The sequence below is a fragment of the Gordonia soli NBRC 108243 genome (genome assembly GCF_000334455.1).
GTDB lineage: Bacteria > Actinomycetota > Actinomycetes > Mycobacteriales > Mycobacteriaceae > Gordonia > Gordonia soli.
In genome coordinates this window covers 13835-30653 of sequence record NZ_BANX01000046.1, presented here as the reverse complement: position 1 = coordinate 30653, position 16819 = coordinate 13835, and the positions used below count along the sequence as shown (strand labels likewise).

The 16819-nt window shown below is 68.5% G+C and carries 14 protein-coding genes; 8 read left to right on the top strand and 6 right to left on the bottom strand.

Annotated elements, in window-relative coordinates:
• Window position 1 precedes the first annotated feature (1 nt).
• From GS4_RS24135 to GS4_RS24120, 4 genes are all read right to left on the bottom strand, one after another.
• Entirely contained in the window at window positions 2-2296 is a 2295-nt protein-coding gene (locus GS4_RS24135; protein WP_007625603.1) for a HelD family protein, read from the bottom strand.
• A complete protein-coding gene (locus tag GS4_RS25375; protein ID WP_083862844.1) occupies window positions 2293-2913 on the bottom strand; it encodes a hypothetical protein in 621 nt (206 codons plus the stop codon). The genes GS4_RS24135 and GS4_RS25375 overlap by 4 nt, the downstream gene beginning before the upstream one ends.
• Window positions 2914-3050: 137 nt before the next feature.
• A complete protein-coding gene (locus GS4_RS24125; RefSeq protein WP_007625599.1) occupies window positions 3051-4091 on the bottom strand; it encodes a DoxX family protein in 1041 nt (346 codons plus the stop codon).
• Between the two features lie 242 nt (window positions 4092-4333).
• Window positions 4334-5017 (bottom strand): MBL fold metallo-hydrolase, encoded by a 684-nt coding sequence (locus GS4_RS24120; RefSeq protein WP_007625597.1) that lies wholly within the window; start codon window positions 5015-5017, stop codon window positions 4334-4336.
• A 330-nt stretch (window positions 5018-5347) separates the two neighbouring features.
• Between GS4_RS24120 and uvrA the strand changes: the two genes are divergently transcribed.
• Window positions 5348-8230: an excinuclease ABC subunit UvrA gene (uvrA, locus tag GS4_RS24115; protein ID WP_007625589.1), complete on the top strand. Its 2883-nt coding sequence runs from the start codon at window positions 5348-5350 to the stop codon at window positions 8228-8230.
• 98 nt (window positions 8231-8328) lie between these two features.
• On the opposite strand, the gene GS4_RS24110 is transcribed toward uvrA, so the two are convergent.
• Both GS4_RS24110 and GS4_RS24105 read right to left on the bottom strand, forming a co-directional pair.
• Complete coding sequence (locus GS4_RS24110; protein ID WP_007625587.1) at window positions 8329-8715, bottom strand: hypothetical protein; 387 nt, start codon at window positions 8713-8715, stop codon at window positions 8329-8331.
• Between the two features lie 57 nt (window positions 8716-8772).
• Entirely contained in the window at window positions 8773-9180 is a 408-nt protein-coding gene (locus GS4_RS24105; protein ID WP_007625585.1) for a DUF1844 domain-containing protein, read from the bottom strand.
• Between the two features lie 275 nt (window positions 9181-9455).
• On the opposite strand from GS4_RS24105, the gene infC reads away from it, so the two are divergent.
• From infC to pheT, 7 genes are all read left to right on the top strand, one after another.
• Window positions 9456-10061: a translation initiation factor IF-3 gene (gene infC, locus GS4_RS24100; protein ID WP_083862843.1), complete on the top strand. Its 606-nt coding sequence runs from the start codon at window positions 9456-9458 to the stop codon at window positions 10059-10061.
• 117 nt (window positions 10062-10178) lie between these two features.
• On the top strand, window positions 10179-10373 hold the full coding sequence (gene rpmI, locus GS4_RS24095; protein ID WP_007625580.1) for a 50S ribosomal protein L35: 195 nt from the start codon (window positions 10179-10181) through the stop codon (window positions 10371-10373).
• Window positions 10374-10423: 50 nt separating this feature from the next.
• Window positions 10424-10804: a 50S ribosomal protein L20 gene (gene rplT, locus GS4_RS24090; RefSeq protein ID WP_007625566.1), complete on the top strand. Its 381-nt coding sequence runs from the start codon at window positions 10424-10426 to the stop codon at window positions 10802-10804.
• Between the two features lie 32 nt (window positions 10805-10836).
• Complete coding sequence (locus GS4_RS24085; RefSeq protein WP_007625564.1) at window positions 10837-11637, top strand: TrmH family RNA methyltransferase; 801 nt, start codon at window positions 10837-10839, stop codon at window positions 11635-11637.
• A 133-nt stretch (window positions 11638-11770) separates the two neighbouring features.
• Window positions 11771-13129 (top strand): acyltransferase family protein, encoded by a 1359-nt coding sequence (locus tag GS4_RS24080; RefSeq protein WP_007625562.1) that lies wholly within the window; start codon window positions 11771-11773, stop codon window positions 13127-13129.
• 80 nt (window positions 13130-13209) lie between these two features.
• The gene (gene pheS, locus GS4_RS24075) at window positions 13210-14274 is read left to right on the top strand and encodes a phenylalanine--tRNA ligase subunit alpha (RefSeq protein ID WP_007625560.1); all 1065 of its coding nucleotides are present in this window, start codon (window positions 13210-13212) and stop codon (window positions 14272-14274) included.
• Window positions 14275-14330: 56 nt separating this feature from the next.
• Window positions 14331-16802: a phenylalanine--tRNA ligase subunit beta gene (pheT, locus tag GS4_RS24070; RefSeq protein ID WP_007625558.1), complete on the top strand. Its 2472-nt coding sequence runs from the start codon at window positions 14331-14333 to the stop codon at window positions 16800-16802.
• The last annotated feature ends 17 nt before the right edge of the window (window positions 16803-16819 follow it).

The following is a 16819-nucleotide window of genomic DNA, read 5'->3' as shown; positions in this document are numbered from 1 at the left end:
GTCAGTCGCGGCCGGGCAGGTCGGCCAATTCGGGCGGTAGCGGGTCCGAGTGGACGACGATCAGCTCCTGGGTCGCTCGGGTGAGCGCGACATAGAGGTCGCTGTGTCCGCGCGGCGACTGGTCGATCAGCCGACCCGGATCGACGACGACAGTCGTGTCGAACTCGAGTCCCTTGCACGCGCTCACGGTGAGCACGCGCGGTGGATCCGCGAGCGCCCGGGCCTCGACGGCGGCAGAGATCGCAGCGACCGCGGCGTCCGGTGCGATGATCGCGGTCAGACCGGCGACATCGGTGCCGAGGGCGGCATCCACGGCGGCAGTCGACGGATCGCCGTCCACCGGAATCGCGACAGGTTGCATCCCGTTGCTGCGCAGCGAGGTCGGCGCCGCCTGATCCGGGGCGATCCGCGTCAGCACACGGTTCGCGTACCGGGTGATCTCGGATGGCGTGCGGTAGTTGACCGACAACTCGCGTAGGTGCCAGCGGTCGGCGACATACGGCTCCAGGACCTCGCGCCACGAAGTCGTGCCGGCGAGGTCGCCGGTCTGTGCTGTGTCGCCGATGATCGTCATCCATCGATTCGGGATGCGGCGCATGATCATCCGCCACGCCATCGCGGACAGTTCCTGCGCCTCGTCGACGATCACGTGTCCGAACGTCCACTGACGATCGCCGTGCGCGCGTTCGGCGGTCGTCAGCCGGCGCGTCTCGGTCTGACGTGCGGCGAGCTGCTCGGCATCGATCAGGTCGTAGGCCATCAGGATCTCGGGATCGAGTTCGTCCTCGAGATCCTGTGGAGCCGAACCGGTCAGGATGTCCAGCGCATCCTGGGCCTCGGCGAGTTGTCGGCGCCAGCGTGCCTTCTCGGCGTTCTCGGCATCTTCGGTGCCGTAGCCGATCAACTCCGCGAGTTCGTCGAGCAACGGGACGTCGGCGGGGCCGAGGTCGGCGTCGTCGGTCAGGGCCGGCCGGTGTGGGCGTAGCAGTGCGGTCCGGTCCTCGTCGGACCAGCCGGGTGTCGCCTTGCGGACCGCGGCGGGGTCCGACAGCAGGTCACGCAACATCCCCTGTGGGGTGAGCAGCGGCCAGAACCGCGCCACCGTCCGGCGGATCTCGGGGTCGGCACGCATCTCGTCGCGGATGTCGGCGATGTCCGACGCACTGAGCATCTGCGATCCGTCGAGCAGGCTGGCGCCGATCGTACGTGCGTGTGCACGTGCCAGTTCGTCCATCGCCGCGCGGATGAACGCGGGCTGTGCGAGGTTGTGGGGCCGTCGAGTGCTGCGGGCCTTCGCGCGAGCGGCCTTGACCAGGGTGGAATCGATGGTGACCGGGTATCCGTCGAAGAACACGGTCTCCGGTGATCCCGGCAGCGACTGGCGGGCCCGCACGGCTCTCTTGATCACGTCGACCATCCGGACGTCCCCCTTCACCGCGAGGGTCCGGCGGGACTCCGATGCCCGTGCGCCGACGCCCGGGAAGAGGTCGGCGATGGTCGACAACAGCACACCGGACTCACCGAGTGAGGGGAGCACCTGCCCGATGTAGTTGAGGAAGTCGGGATTCGGTCCGATGATGAGGATGCCGCTGCGCGACAGGATGTCCCGGTGCGTGTACAGAAGGTATGCGGCCCGGTGGAGCGCGACGGCCGTCTTGCCGGTGCCCGGACCGCCCTGGATGACGGTGACCCCGCGGTGGGTCGAGCGGATGATCAGATCCTGCTCGCGTTGGATCGTCTCGACGATGTCGGTCATCTCGCCCGTGCGCGCCGCATCCAGCGCCGCGACCAAAGCCGACTCGTTGACCACGTCGCCGTGGGCCTCGACATCGGCCGGGATCTCGCCGCCGATCAGGTGCTCGTCGCTGACGCCGCGGACGTGCCTGCTGCGAGTACGGATGTGTCTGCGGCGGGCCACGTCCTCCGGGGCGGCCGGGGTCGCGAGATAGAACGGTCGTGCCAGCGGCGCTCGCCAGTCCAACAGCAGTGTCGAATCGGCCGCGTCGTCGTCGAGGATGCCGATCCGACCGATCCGGCGGATCTCGTCGCTGTCGAGATCGAGCCTGCCGAAGTACAGGTTGTGTTCGGCCGCATCGAATTTGGCCAGATCTTCGGTGTACAGACGCTCGTACGACTCGCGCTCCGACAACGCCTGGGGGGTGTCGCCTGCTTCTCGCAGCGTCGAGTCGAGGCGACGGCGGGTGGTGGCGCGCATGCGGTCCAGACGCGCGTACACCGCATCGAGATGGGTCTGTTCCTCGTCGACCTTCGGGTCGGCGGAGATCTCGGTGGTCACGATGGGATCCGTTCGACAGGGGAGAGAGCCGACGCGCGGGCCAGACCGGCGGCATGGATCCGATGGGTGAGGTCGGTGCCGATCGCGGGCTGTGCGAGTCGGGAGCAGAGTTGTTCGGCGGAGCCGGTCAGGTCGGTGTCGATGAGTCGGTGGGCGAGCCACCCGTACACGGCGGTCTGGGTGCCGAAGGGGAGCACTTCGCGGTCGGCGAGCACCTCGCGGTCGGCTGGCATACCGTGCGGGGTGCTGGCGAGCACACCGTGCAGGGAGTCGTAGAGATCGAACTCCCGAACGCCGGGAAGTATTTCCTCGCCCCTCGAGTCGACCGTCGTGAGCCGGAACACGCCTGTCGACACGCTGATCCGGCGGTAGTTCGGTTCGGTGGCGTCGAGGCAGTCGAGTTCGTCCTCGGCCAACCACAGCGCAGTGGTCGACAGTCGGTGATCGGGCGCCGCATACGGTGCCGCTGCGACGAAACCGCGTCTGGAGACATGGGCCGAATGACCGATCGCCACTCCGCAGACGGTCACCGAGCCGATGCGGCGACGGGCTTCATCAGGGGCGATGTCGAGCTTGTCCGCGACGACCCGGGGGCTCGAGTTGGAACCGACCGACACGACCAGCCGGTGGTCGGCCGAGGGGGACGGTCCGACCGGGGCGGACGGGACACCGTCGGTCCAGGGGTACTCATGAGCGGGGCGATCACCGCACCCGGCCGGGGCTGGCCGCGGCCGGGGCGGATCGAACGGTGTGACTATGAGCGGGCCTTCCGCCACAGGCGCCGGCCCTCGTGCGCCTGATCCTGTGCCTTGTCGCGAGCCGACTCGGCCCAGGAGCGCGCGGCATCAGCCTGGTCCTGTGCCTTGTCGCGTGCGGTCTCGGCCCAGTCCCGTGCGGAGTCGGCGAACTCGGGTGCCCGATCACGTAGGCGCGCGGCAGCCTCCGCCGAACGATCGCGCGCCACCTCGGCCAATTCGGGTGCCCGATCCCGGACCTTGCCCGCGGCCTCGGCCGAGCGCTCGCGTGCGGTGTCGGCCAATTCGGGGAGCTGGTCGCGCAGTCGGGCGGCGGCGTCGGCGGAGCGATCACGGGCAGCTTCGGCGAGTGTCGGGGCGTGCTCGCTGATCCAGTCCGCGGCCTCGGCCGAACGCTCGCGAGCCGCATCTGCCAACTCGGGCCCGTGCTTCTCCAACCAGTCGGCGACCTCGGACGACCGGTCACCGATGACGTGGGCGGCGTCGGTGGAACGCTCGCCGATCACGTGGGCGCCCTCCTGTGCGCGGTCGCGCAGAGAGTCCCACGCCGACGAGCCCGCGCTCGCACCCAGCGGCAGTGCGGCAGCGACGACCTGCGCCTTCTGTCGACCGCGCCACGCGAGCGACGGCTTGCCCTCGGTGTCGGCGGCGGCCAGCAGCACGCCCCCGAGCAGCCCGACGTTCTTGATGAACGCGTTGCGCTGCTGCTCCTTACGGACCGGGTCGGCCTCGTTCCAGAAGTCGGCGCCGAACACCGTCGACGGGATCACCGAACCCGCGAGCACCACGGATGCGATTCGGGGCAGCTTGCCGGTGGCCAGCAGCACACCGCCACCGATCTGCGCGGCCGCGTTGATGCGGACCAGCGTCTCCGGATCGGACGGAATCCGCTCGGCGACGTCCGGCGGCAGCACCTCACGTCCGCGGTCGACGACCGGCGCAGCGGTCTGGGCGAGCGGCTTGGGCGTACGCAAGGCGTCGACGCCCGATGCGATGAAGGCGGAGGCGAGGAGCGGACGGGCGATGCGGCGCAGGATCATTGGTGTTCACGACCTTCGTTTCGGGGCGACATTGTCTCGGTTCGATAGCTCAGGTGATTCGGTGCTGCGGATTCGCTGGTTCGTGTTCGGTTCGCTGGTGCTTCGGTAATGCTGCTCGCGCTCGTGCACGGGTACGGTTCGCGCCCGTGCGCTCGATCGGATGGGTCGGAACACCCGCCCCGGCGATCGGCGCGCAATCGAGATTACCCGCAGGCGGCGCCGTGAAACGGCCTCGGTGGATCTCACCAGCCGCGTTGTCGCCACTCCGGGAGAGCGGGACGTTCGGTGCCGAGCGTGGTGTCGGTGCCGTGCCCGGGATAGACCACCGTGGAGTCCGGGAACCGGTCGAAGAGTTTGGTGGTGACGTCTCGGTAGAGGGTCTCGAAATCCTCCGGTCGCCATGTCTTCCCGACACCGCCGGGGAACAAGGAGTCGCCGGTGAACAGATGGACGACGTCATCGTCGGTCAGGGCGAGCGCGATCGAGCCCGGCGTGTGACCGACCAGATGGATCGCCTCGAATCTGAGGTCACCGATTTCGATGACGTCACCGTCGTCGATGAGTCGATCGGGTTCCACCGGCAGTTCGGCGGCGTCCAGACGACCGGTTGCGGTCGGTACGCCGAGTTCGGTGGCGACCCGCTCCAGCGCCTGCCAGTGATCGAAGTGCTGATGGGTGGTGAAGATCGATCGCGGCGTCCCGGGGAGTGCCTCGACGACGGCGAGGATGCGGTCCGCGTCGTTCGCGGCGTCGATGATCAGCTGATCGCCGGTCGCGCGGCTGGTGATCACGTAGACGTTGTTGTCCATCGGGCCCACCGAGGTCTTCACGATGGTGGCCGTCGACAGGGTTCGGCGTTGTGGTGCGGGGGAGTTGGAGAGGTCACCGGTGTACTCGTCGGTGACCGCGGTGTCACTGGGGCTCATGGATGACAGGCTAACGCCGCGGCGACGGTACGCGCGGTGAGCGCACGCGGAGTCCACCGGCCATCCGACCGGCGTATCGTGGGGCCGTGGTTGCGCTCGGGAACAACTCCGGCGGACCTGCGCCGACACCGATGGCCCGACCGGGCCTGCCGTGGCCTGTACCCCGTGCGAGCAGGTAGGACTCTTTTGTCGGTGGCCATCGTTATGGTTGTCGGCGGCATCACGTGCGCCCGTTGTCGGGTGCGCTCGAGCAGCCCGGAGACCCGCCCGAATCCGACGACCCAGCCGACCGTCCTCGGATTCGCGCGGCCAGACATGTAAAGGACAGAAGTGGTTGATCGCCTGATCGTCCGCGGCGCCCGCGAACACAACCTGCGCGGCATCGACGTGGACCTCCCGCGGGACAGTCTCATCGTCTTCACCGGGCTGTCGGGGTCGGGGAAGTCCTCGCTGGCCTTCGACACGATCTTCGCCGAGGGACAGCGCCGGTACGTCGAGTCGCTGTCAGCCTATGCGCGGCAGTTCCTGGGACAGATGGACAAGCCGGACGTCGACTTCATCGAGGGGCTGTCGCCCGCGGTGTCCATCGACCAGAAGTCGACCAACCGCAATCCACGGTCGACGGTCGGCACCATCACGGAGGTCTACGACTACCTGCGACTGCTGTACGCACGAGCCGGCCGTGCCCACTGCCCGGAATGCGGCGCGGCGATTGCCAAGCAGACCCCGCAGCAGATCGTCGACCAGGTGCTGGAGATGGACGAAGGCACCCGCTTCCAGGTGCTCGCACCCGTGGTGCGGACCCGCAAGGGTGAGTTCGTCGATCTCTTCGCCGACCTGCAGACCCAGGGTTTCTCACGTGCCCGCGTGGACGGGGTCGTGCACCAGCTCACCGACCCGCCCAAGCTGAAGAAGCAGGAGAAGCACGACATCGAGGTCGTGATCGATCGCCTCGTCGTGAAGTCTTCGGCCAAGCAGCGTCTCACCGACTCGGTCGAGACCGGTCTACGGCTCGCCGACGGCATCATCGTGCTCGACTTCGTCGATCTCGAGGAGAACGACCCGCAGCGGGAGCGACGGTTCTCCGAGCGGATGGCCTGCCCGAACGGGCACCCCATCGCGATCGACGACCTCGAGCCGCGCTCCTTCTCGTTCAACACGCCCTATGGTGCGTGCCCGGACTGCGACGGTCTCGGCATCCGCAAGGAGGTCGACGAGGAACTGGTGGTCCCGGATCCCGACCTCTCGCTGTCGGAGGGGGCGATCGCGCCGTGGTCGGGCGGCCACAACGCCGACTATTTCCTCCGTCTGATGACCGGTCTGGCCGATCAGATGGACTTCGACGTCGACACACCGTGGAAGAAGCTGCCGGTCAAGGCCCGCAAGGCGCTGCTCAACGGCAGCGACCACCAGGTCCACGTGAAGTTCCGCAACCGGTACGGCCGCACGCGGTCGTACTACACCGAGTTCGAGGGCGTCATGTCGTTCCTCAGTCGGCGGATGGAACAGACCGAGTCCGATGCGATGAAAGAACGTTACGAGGGCTACATGCGGGACATCCCGTGCCCGGTGTGCCAGGGCGCGCGACTCCGTCCCGAGATCCTCTCGGTCACGCTCGACCACCCGGTGTACCCGTCGAAGTCCATCGCCGACGTGTGCGCGCTGTCGGTGGCCGACTGCGCCGAATATCTCAGCGGTCTGCAGCTCGACAGTCGGCAGAAGGCCATCGCCGGGCCGGTCCTCAAGGAGGTCCAGGCCCGCATCACGTTCCTGCTCGACGTCGGGCTCGACTACCTCTCGCTGGCGCGGGCCGCGGGCTCACTGTCCGGCGGTGAGGCGCAGCGTATCCGCCTGGCCACCCAGATCGGTTCGGGTCTCGCGGGCGTCCTCTACGTCTTGGACGAGCCGTCGATCGGTCTGCACCAGCGCGACAACCGTCGCCTCATCGACACCCTGACCCGACTGCGGGATCTGGGCAACACGCTGATCGTCGTCGAGCACGACGAGGACACCATCCGCGCGGCGGACTGGATCGTCGACATCGGTCCGCGCGCCGGTGAGCACGGCGGGCATGTCGTGCACAGCGGTAACTACCGCGACCTGTTGAAGAACCGGAAGTCGTTGACCGGTGCCTACCTGTCGGGTCGCGAGTCGCTGCCGGTCCCGGCGATCCGTCGTCCCATCAACCGCAAGCGGCAGCTGACCGTCGTCGGCGCACGCGAGCACAACCTCCGCGGCATCGACGTGGCGTTCCCGCTCGGTGTGCTCACCGCGGTGACCGGGGTGTCGGGTTCGGGCAAGTCGACGTTGGTCAACGACATCCTGGCGACCGTGCTGGCGAACAAGCTGAACGGGGCCCGGCAGGTTCCCGGTCGACACAAGCGGATCAACGGTCTCGACCAGCTCGACAAACTGGTCCGTGTCGATCAGTCGCCGATCGGTCGGACCCCGCGATCCAACCCGGCGACCTACACCGGCGTCTTCGACAAGATCCGCACGTTGTTCGCAGCGACGACCGAGGCGAAGGTCCGCGGGTACCAGCCGGGCCGGTTCTCGTTCAACGTCAAGGGCGGCCGATGCGAGGCGTGTACCGGTGAGGGCACGATCAAGATCGAGATGAACTTCCTCCCGGACGTGTACGTGCCGTGCGAGGTGTGTCAGGGCGCGCGCTACAACCGCGAGACCCTCGAGGTGCACTACAAGGGCAAGACGATCTCCGAGGTACTCGACATGCCGATCGAGGAGGCGGCCGACTTCTTCGAGCCGGTCACCTCGATCCATCGGTACCTCAAGACGCTGGTGGACGTGGGTCTCGGATACGTGCGGCTCGGTCAGCCCGCGCCGACGCTGTCCGGCGGCGAGGCACAGCGCGTGAAGCTGGCGGCCGAACTCCAGAAGCGGTCGGCCGGCCGGACCATCTACATCCTGGACGAGCCGACCACGGGACTGCACTTCGAGGACATCAAGAAGCTCCTGGGCGTCATCAACGGTCTCGTCGACAAGGGCAACACGGTCATCGTCATCGAGCACAACCTCGACGTCATCAAGACGGCGGATTGGGTGATCGACATGGGACCCGAAGGCGGTACCGGCGGTGGCACGGTGATCGCAGAGGGCACGCCCGAGGACATCGCGGAGGTGCCGGAGAGTCATACCGGCGGGTTCCTGGCCGACATCCTCGACATCGAGGAGTCGGTCGCGACCGCAGGCTGACGGCAGGTCAGGCCCGCACGCAACGGACGCAGAAGGCGCACGATCTCTGGCAGATCGTGCGCCTCTCGCGGGTCTGCGTCCCTACGCGTCGGTTCGGATCACCCCTGGCCCATCGACTTCCGGATCTCGTCCAGCTTCTTCTTCGCGGCCTCGTCGCGCTTGCGGATCATCTCGTCGACCTGCCGGCCCTCGGCCGACTCGTGGGCGAGTTCCTCCGAACCGATCGCGGTCGCGATCCGGTTCTCGATCTTGTCGCGGACGAAATCGAAGGTCGGGACGCCCGCGTCGGTGTACTGCGCCCCGGGCAGATGGGGATCGCCGGGCGTCGGTGGGATCGGTGTGCCCGGGGAGACGATCTCGGCATCGAAGATCTCGTCGTCGCGGGATGTCGCGGCGGCCGATGGATCCGAGGACTGCCCCGTCGGCGTATCGGTCGGCTGGTCGGGAGTCGATGCGTCGGGGGAGGAGGACCCGGGTGTACTCATCCCTCCAGGGTAGAGCGGTCACCGGACCGAGGTCTTCGATCGATTTGGACGGTTGACTCAGCGCCGGCTGTCGCGGACCGGACCGGTGTACTTCTCACCGGGTCCGTCGCCGGGCTCATCCGGATGTGAACTGGCCTCGCGGAAGGCCAGCTGCAGGCTCTTGAGCCCGTCGCGAATGGGTGCCGCGTGGATGCCGAGGTCTGCCTTCGACGCGTCGACCAGCCCGGCCAGCGCGGTGATCAGCGTCCGCGCCTCGGCGAGATCGGTGTGCTCGTCGGACGCCCCCTCGGCGAGCCCGAGTTTCTCGGCTGCGGCGCTCATCAGCATCACGATCGAGCGGGTGATGACCTCGATGGCGGGAATATCGCCCAGGTCGCGCACGTTATCGAGATCGGTCTGCCCCCGACCGGGATCCCGGCCGCCACCAGCCGAATGCGCAGGTGGCGAATAGGAGTTGTCGGTCATGGCTGCTAGACTCCCACAGTACGACCGCCCCGGTGCATGCCGGGGTCGCAAGTGGAGTTCCGCTCCCACCGTTCGACACGGGTTCCCCGCAGTTGCACGGTCCGGTTCACAACCGACGGTCGTCGCACCCAACGGTGCGTCGATGACGTCGACCGATGTGCCCCATCGGCAGCGAACCGGTCGGTATCGGAGCCCCGCGATGACCACGTCATCCGGGGCTCTTCTGCTGAGGAACCCCTCGCACCTCGAATGATCGCGGCGGCCACCACAGAAGCATTGATCAAGGAGGCCCCATCAGCACTGAGACCCGCATCAACGAGCGCATCCGCGTCCCAGAGGTCCGACTCGTCGGACCGAATTCGGAGCAGGTGGGCATCGTGCGTGTTGAAGATGCGCTTCGCCTGGCCTATGAGGCCGACCTGGACCTGGTAGAGGTCGCGCCCGACGCGCGTCCGCCCGTGTGCAAGATCATGGACTACGGCAAGTTCAAGTACGAAGCGGCCCAGAAGCAGCGTGAATCGCGTCGCAACCAGCAGATGACCGTCATCAAGGAGCAGAAGCTCCGCCCGAAGATCGACGACCACGACTACGAGACCAAGAAGGGTCACGTCGTCCGGTTCCTCGAGGCGGGTTCGAAGGTGAAGGTCACCATCATGTTCCGCGGTCGTGAGCAGTCGCGACCCGAACTCGGCTACCGCCTGTTGCAGCGGCTCGGAAACGACGTCGCCGACTACGGCTTCGTCGAGACCTCGGCCAAGCAGGACGGCCGGAACATGACCATGGTCCTCGCCCCGCACAAGGGAGCGAAGACCCGCGCGAAGGCGCAGGAGACCCGCGACCAGGCCCCGCGCCCGGCAGCCGGTCAGACAGCGTCCGAATAGCCATCGGCGCGGCGTGACCGACTCGAAGGTCGGTGCGCCCGCGAGCGCCCCAGTCCATCGTGGACGACGCCACCCGTGTCACACGGGCGGCGACGTTCGCCTGAACGAAGGAAAGACATGCCCAAGAGCAAGACCCACAAGGGCACCGCGAAGCGATTCAAGGTGTCCGGCAGCGGCAAGATCCTCCGCCAGAAGGCCAACCGCCGCCACCTGCTGGAGCACAAGTCGTCGCGACGGACCCGCCGCCTCGACGGCGTCGCCGTCGTGAGCGAGAACGACGCACCGCGCATCAAGCGACTGCTGAACCGCTGACGCGGTTCACGCCCATCCCAGACATCTGACGAACGAAGAGGTATCAACCAATGGCACGCGTGAAAAGGGCTGTCAACGCCCAGAAGAAGCGTCGTACGGTTCTCGAGTCCTCCAAGGGCTACCGGGGTCAGCGGTCGCGTCTGTACCGCAAGGCCAAAGAGCAGCAGCTGCACTCGCTGACCTACGCGTACCGCGATCGCCGCGCTCGCAAGGGTGAGTTCCGCAAGCTGTGGATCGCGCGTATCAACGCGGCGGCCCGCGCCAACGACATCACCTACAACCGTTTCATCCAGGGCCTGAAGGCCGCGGGTGTCGAGGTCGACCGCAAGGTCCTCGCCGACATCGCCGTCACCGACCCCGAGGCCTTCACCGGTCTCGTCGAGGTCGCGCGCACCGCGCTGCCCGCCGATGTGAACGCACCGGCCGCCTGATCGGCGACCCGAGCACCACTTCACGACCCGCGATGGATGTTCTCACCGAACGTTCGTCGCGGGTCGTGTCGTATGCCAAACTCCACCGCCCGTCGGTGCGGCGCAGCGAGAACCGGTTCCTCGTCGAGGGGCCCAACGCGGTCGGTGCAGCGCTCGACACCGGTCGCGTCCGGACGCTGCTTGTCCGCGACGGGGACGACGGTCGCTTCGCCGATCTGATCTGCGCCGCGCAGACCGCCGGTGTGGATGTCGAGACCCTCACCGAGCGGGCCGTCGGCAAGCTCTCCGAGGCGACCACGCCGCCGGGCATCTTCGCGGTGTGCACCCTCCTCGACCGGTCGCTGGCCGAGGTGCTGGCCTCTGCCCCTCGACTCCTGGCCGTGGCCGTCGAGCCGAGGGAGCCCGGCAACGTCGGGACGCTGATCCGATGTGCCGACGCGATGGGCGCCGACGCCATGGTGCTACTGGGGGATTCGGCGGATCCCCACAACGGCAAGAGCATTCGCTCCTCGGCGGGGTCCATCTTCCATCTGCCGATGGCCCGTGAGCGGTCGGTGACCGACGGGTTGTCGGCGATCCGGGCGGCCGGCGTCGCTGTGCTGGCCACCGCGGCAGACGGCGACACCGACCTCGACGCCGCCGATCCGATCCTCGCCGGCCCCACCGCGTGGCTCTTCGGCAACGAGGCGCATGGCCTGTCCGACGATGTCCTCGCACTGGCCGATCATCGGGTCTCCATACCGATAGCGGGACGTGCGGAGAGCCTCAACATCGCTGCCGCGGCCGCGATCTGCCTCTACGCGAGTGCCCGCGTCCATCGCACGGCCCGGTAACCCCACGATTCGGTAGAACTTCCTCCCGGAAACCGGGAAGAGCCTCTACGAAATCGGGAACGGGGGAGTTTGCGCTCGCCGACTGAGTAATTGTGCTCAGGCCGGTGCGGCGCGATCTCGCGAGACTCGTCGCATGTCACAGCGCACGATCCCCACCGCCCGCGAGCTCGATGCACTGACCGGTTCCCGGGACCGCGTCGTCGACCTCATCCGACTCGTCTCGCTCGTGGTCGTCATCGCCGGCCACTCGTTGATGCTCACCGTGCAGATCGATTCCGACGGCATCGAACTGGGCAGCCTGCTCGCCGACGCCCGGATCCTGCAGGCACTCACGTGGGTGCTGCAGATCCTGCCGTTGTTCTTCTTCGCCGGCGCGGCCGCCGCCACCTACGGCTGGGACACGGATCGGCCACCGAGCCCCGGCCACTGGCTGCTCACCCGTGCGCAGCGGCTGCTGCGGCCGGTGTTCTGGTACCTGGCCGCAGTTCTGGGAGTGCTCGGACTTCTCCGCGTGTTCCACGCATCCGCCCTCGCCGACGTCGTCGCGCGTCTGGGCGTGCAGCTGTTGTGGTTCCTCGGTGCCTACCTCCTCGTGCTCGCCATCCTGCCGCTGATGCAGCGCATCTCGACCGGACGCGACGTGGGAGTGGTGGTCGGCGGCGCGTGGTTGCTGACCGCTGCCGTCGACACGCTTCGCCTCACCACCGGCCTCGACGGCCTCGGGGACCTGACCTTCGTCACCGTCTGGATGATCCCGGCGGCGCTCGGGGTCGGGTACGCCAAGCGGCTGGTCAGCGTGCCGGTGGCTGCGGCAACCGCGCTCGCCGCGTTACTGGTCGACGTCGCGATGGTCGTCTTCGGTCCATACGAGGTGTCGCTGGTGACGGTTCCCGGGCAGCAGCTGTCCAACATGAGTCCGCCGACGGCGTTGCTCGCCGGCCACGCGATCGTCCTCTGCATGCTCGCGATCGCGCTGTGGGCCCGATTGTCGCGATTGGTGTCCCGCCCGCGGATCTGGTGGTGGGTGGTCCTCGGCAACCGGAATGCGATGACCCTCTACCTCTGGCACCTGCCGGTGCTGGCCCTCGTCATCGCGCTCGGCTGGGCGGCGGGTCTGCCGCGTACGGGACCGACCGACGGATTGGGGTGGTCGGTGGTCGTCACCGAGACGATTCTGCTGGTCGCGCTGATGATCCCGACCATCAGACTGCTGGGTGCGACGGAGAACCGACTGCTGCCGCTGTGGGACGCGCCCGTCGCCCGGCGGGCCGGACGGCTTCGCGATGCCGGGGTATGGGTATTGGTGACGATCGGAGGCCTGGGCCTGCTCATGCTCGCGCGCGACGGTCTGATCGGCACCGGCCTCGGTTGGGGTGCGATGGCCGTGGGCGCGATGGTCTGCGGACGTCTCCTGGCCGCGTCGCGGGCCGATGCCGCCGTCGCCCCCGTGCCACCTCTGCCTGCGGCTAAACCCGTTGAACGGGTCGACTAGGCTCGATGACTGACGACCGGCACAGACCGCAGGTCCCGATGCCGCCCCGACGTTCCGATCCCCAGAGGAGAGCTCCGCCCGTGTCCCAGTCCGGCGACGACGCAACCGACTCCGCACAGTTCCCCACCACCGCGGAGCTCGATGCCGCAGCCCAGGCGGCGGTCGCGGCATTCGAGGAGGCCACCGACCTCGAGCAGCTCGGGGCCGCGAAGTCTGCGCACCTCGGGGACCGCTCGGCGATCGCGTTGGCGCGGCGGGCATTGGGAGCGCTGCCCAAGGATCAGCGCTCGGCCGCCGGCAAGCAGGTCAACGAGGTCCGTGGTCGGGTCAGCGCCGCACTGGACCTGCGCCAGGCGACCCTGACCGGCGAACGCGATGCTGCGGTCCTCGTCGCGGAGGCGGTGGACGTGACCCTGCCCAGCGGTCGGCGCCCGGCCGGTGCCCGGCATCCGATCACCGTGATCTCCGAGCAGGTCGCCGACGTCTTCGTCGGGATGGGGTGGGAGATCGCCGAGGGACCCGAGGTGGAGACCGAGCACCACAACTTCGACGCACTCAACTTCCTGCCGGACCACCCGGCGCGCTCGATGCAGGACACGTTCTACATCGCCCCCGAGGGGTCGCGGCAGGTGCTGCGTACCCACACCTCGCCGGTCCAGGTGCGGTCGATGCTCACCCGCGACCTGCCGATCTATGTGGCGTGCCCCGGTCGCACCTTCCGCACCGACGAACTCGACGCGACCCACACCCCGGTCTTCCACCAGATCGAGGGCCTGGCCGTCGACAAGGGGCTGACGCTGGCCAACCTGCGTGGGACCCTCGAGCTGTTCGCGCAGGCGCTGTTCGGTCCAGAGACCACCACACGCATGCGCCCCAGCTACTTCCCGTTCACCGAACCCTCCGCGGAGGTCGACATCTGGTTCCCCGCGAAGAAGGGCGGACCGGGATGGGTCGAGTGGGGTGGTTGCGGCATGGTGAACCCGAACGTGTTGCGCGCGAGCGGCATCGACCCGGAGACGTACAGCGGGTTCGCGTTCGGCATGGGGCTGGAGCGCACCTTGCAGTTCCGCAACCACATCCCCGACATGCGCGACATGGTCGAGGGCGACATCAGGTTCACGCTGCCCTTCGGTCCGGCGGCCTGACCCCGCCCCGCCGACAGCCGAGAGATCATCCGAACGACGAGAGAAGTTGGTAGACAGTGCGTGTTCCGCAGTCCTGGATCACCGAGGTCCTGCGTCAGGGTGCCGCCGACTGGTCGGCGAGTGCCGCGGAGATCGACGAGGGCTTCGTCCGGGTCGGATTCGAGATCGAAGACGTGGAGTCCTTCCCGGAGATCACCGGTCCGCTCGTGGTCGGGCGGGTCCTGGAGATCGAGGAACTGACCGAGTTCAAGAAGCCGATCCGTTTCTGCCAGGTGGAGGTCGGTGAGGCCGAGCCACGCGGGATCGTCTGCGGCGCACGCAACTTCGCTGTCGGCGACCTGATCGTCGCCGCACTGCCGGGCGTGGTGCTTCCCGGACCGTTCGAGATCGCGGCCCGCAAGACCTACGGCCGCACCTCGGACGGCATGATCTGTTCGGTCTCCGAACTCGGTGTCGGCAGCGACCATTCGGGCATCCTCGTGCTCGCCCCGGGCACGGCCGAACCGGGTGCCGACGCCCGCGAGGTGCTCGGCCTGGTCGACACCGCCATCGACGTGAACGTCACCCCCGACCGCGGCTACGCATTCTCGATGCGCGGACTCGGACGCGAGATCGCCGGCAGTTTCGGCGTGCCCTTCGTCGACCCGGGCGCGGTGCCGCCGTCGGCGTCCGAGGGCGACGACGGCCGTCCCGTCGAGATCGACCCGACCTCGACGGCCACGCGGTACACCGCGCGGACCATCACCGGGGTCGACCCGCACGCCGTCTCGCCGTGGTGGCTGCAGAAGCGTCTGCTCGTGGCCGGGATCCGTCCGATCTCCGCGATCGTCGACGTCACCAACTACGTGATGATCGAGCTCGGCCAGCCGCTGCACGCCTTCGATGCCGATCGGGTCGTGGGCACGGTGCGGGTCCGTCCCGCGCGGGCAGGGGAGAAGCTCACCACCCTCGACGGCGTCGAGCGCACTCTCGACGCCGAGGACGAGCTCATCACCGACGACTCCGGCCCCATCGCGCTCGCCGGCGTGATGGGCGGTGCGACCACGGAGGTCGGCGACGAGACCACCACCGTCCTCCTCGAGTCGGCCACCTTCGACCCGGTCCGTGTGTTCCGAACCGCCAAGCGGCACAAGCTCACCTCGGAGGCGAGCAAGCGTTTCGAGCGCACGGTCGACCCCGAGATCACCGTCGCGGCGTCCGACCGCGCAGCACACCTGATCGTCGAGATCGCAGGCGGCGTCGTCGGCGCCGAGCGCACCGAGGCGCGCATCGCGACCCCGCAGGTGCAGCCGATCACCATCGCCGTCGACGAACCGGACCGCACCGCGGGCGTCCAGTACCCGGCGGGTACGACCGCGGCACGTCTGGTCGAGGTCGGATGTTCGGTCGACGGCAGCGACCCTCTGCAGGTCATCCCGCCCTCGTGGCGACCCGACCTCCGGCAGCGCGCAGATCTCGTCGAGGAGGTCCTCCGACTCGAAGGCCTGGAGGACATCCCGGCCGTGGTGCCGCGCGCGCCGGCCGGACGGGGCCTGACCGCGGCGCAGCGTCGTCGGCGGAGTATCGGACGCACGCTGGCTCTCGACGGTTACGTCGAGGTCCTCCCGTACCCGTTCCTGCCCGTCGACGTCTTCGACGCGTGGGATCTGCCGGCCGACGACGAGCGACGCGCCACCGTGCGGGTACTCAACCCGCTGGAGTCCGACCGCCCGGAACTCAACACCACCCTGCTGCCGGGGCTGTTGGAGATGACCGCGCGCAACATCTCCCGCGGACAGCGCGACGTCTCGCTCTACACCGTCGGGCAGGTCGTGTTCGCCGGACCGCAGGTGGCCTCGGTGCCTGCCATCGACGTCACCCGACGGCCGACGGACGCGGAGATCGCGGCACTCGACGCCTCGCTGCCGCGGCAGCCGCTGCACGTGGCGGTCGTCGTGACCGGCGCGCGCGAGCCTGCCGGACCGTGGGGGCCCGGTCGTCCTGCGGATGTGGTCGACGTCTTCGAGGCCGCCCGCAGCATCGGTTCCGCAGCCGGGGTGAGAATCGAACTGTCCGCCGACGACGCCCGACCGTGGCACCCGGGCCGCTGCGCTCGGCTGTCGGTGGACGGCCAGACGGTCGGGCACGCGGGAGAACTCCATCCGGCGGTCCTGGAACGCCTGGGCCTACCCGCCCGGCTCGCCGCACTCGAGATCGACGTCGATGCCCTGCCGCTGCGCACCGTCCTGCCTGCGCCGCAGGTGTCGGTGTTTCCGGCGGTGCTGCAGGACGTCGCCGTCGTCGTGCCGGCCGAGATCGCCGCCGCCGACGTCGAGGCCGCCCTGCGCACCGGCGCAGGCGACCTCCTCGAGTCGGTGCACCTGTTCGACATCTACACCGGCGCCCAGGTCGGCGAGGGCAACAAGTCGTTGGCCTTCGCCCTGCGGTTCCGGGCCGCAGATCGCACGCTCACCGAGGACGAGGCCAGCGCGGCGAAACTGGCGGCAGTGGAGGAAGCCGGGACGCGCGTCGGCGCCCGCTTGCGCTGACAGACGGCGCCCCGGGA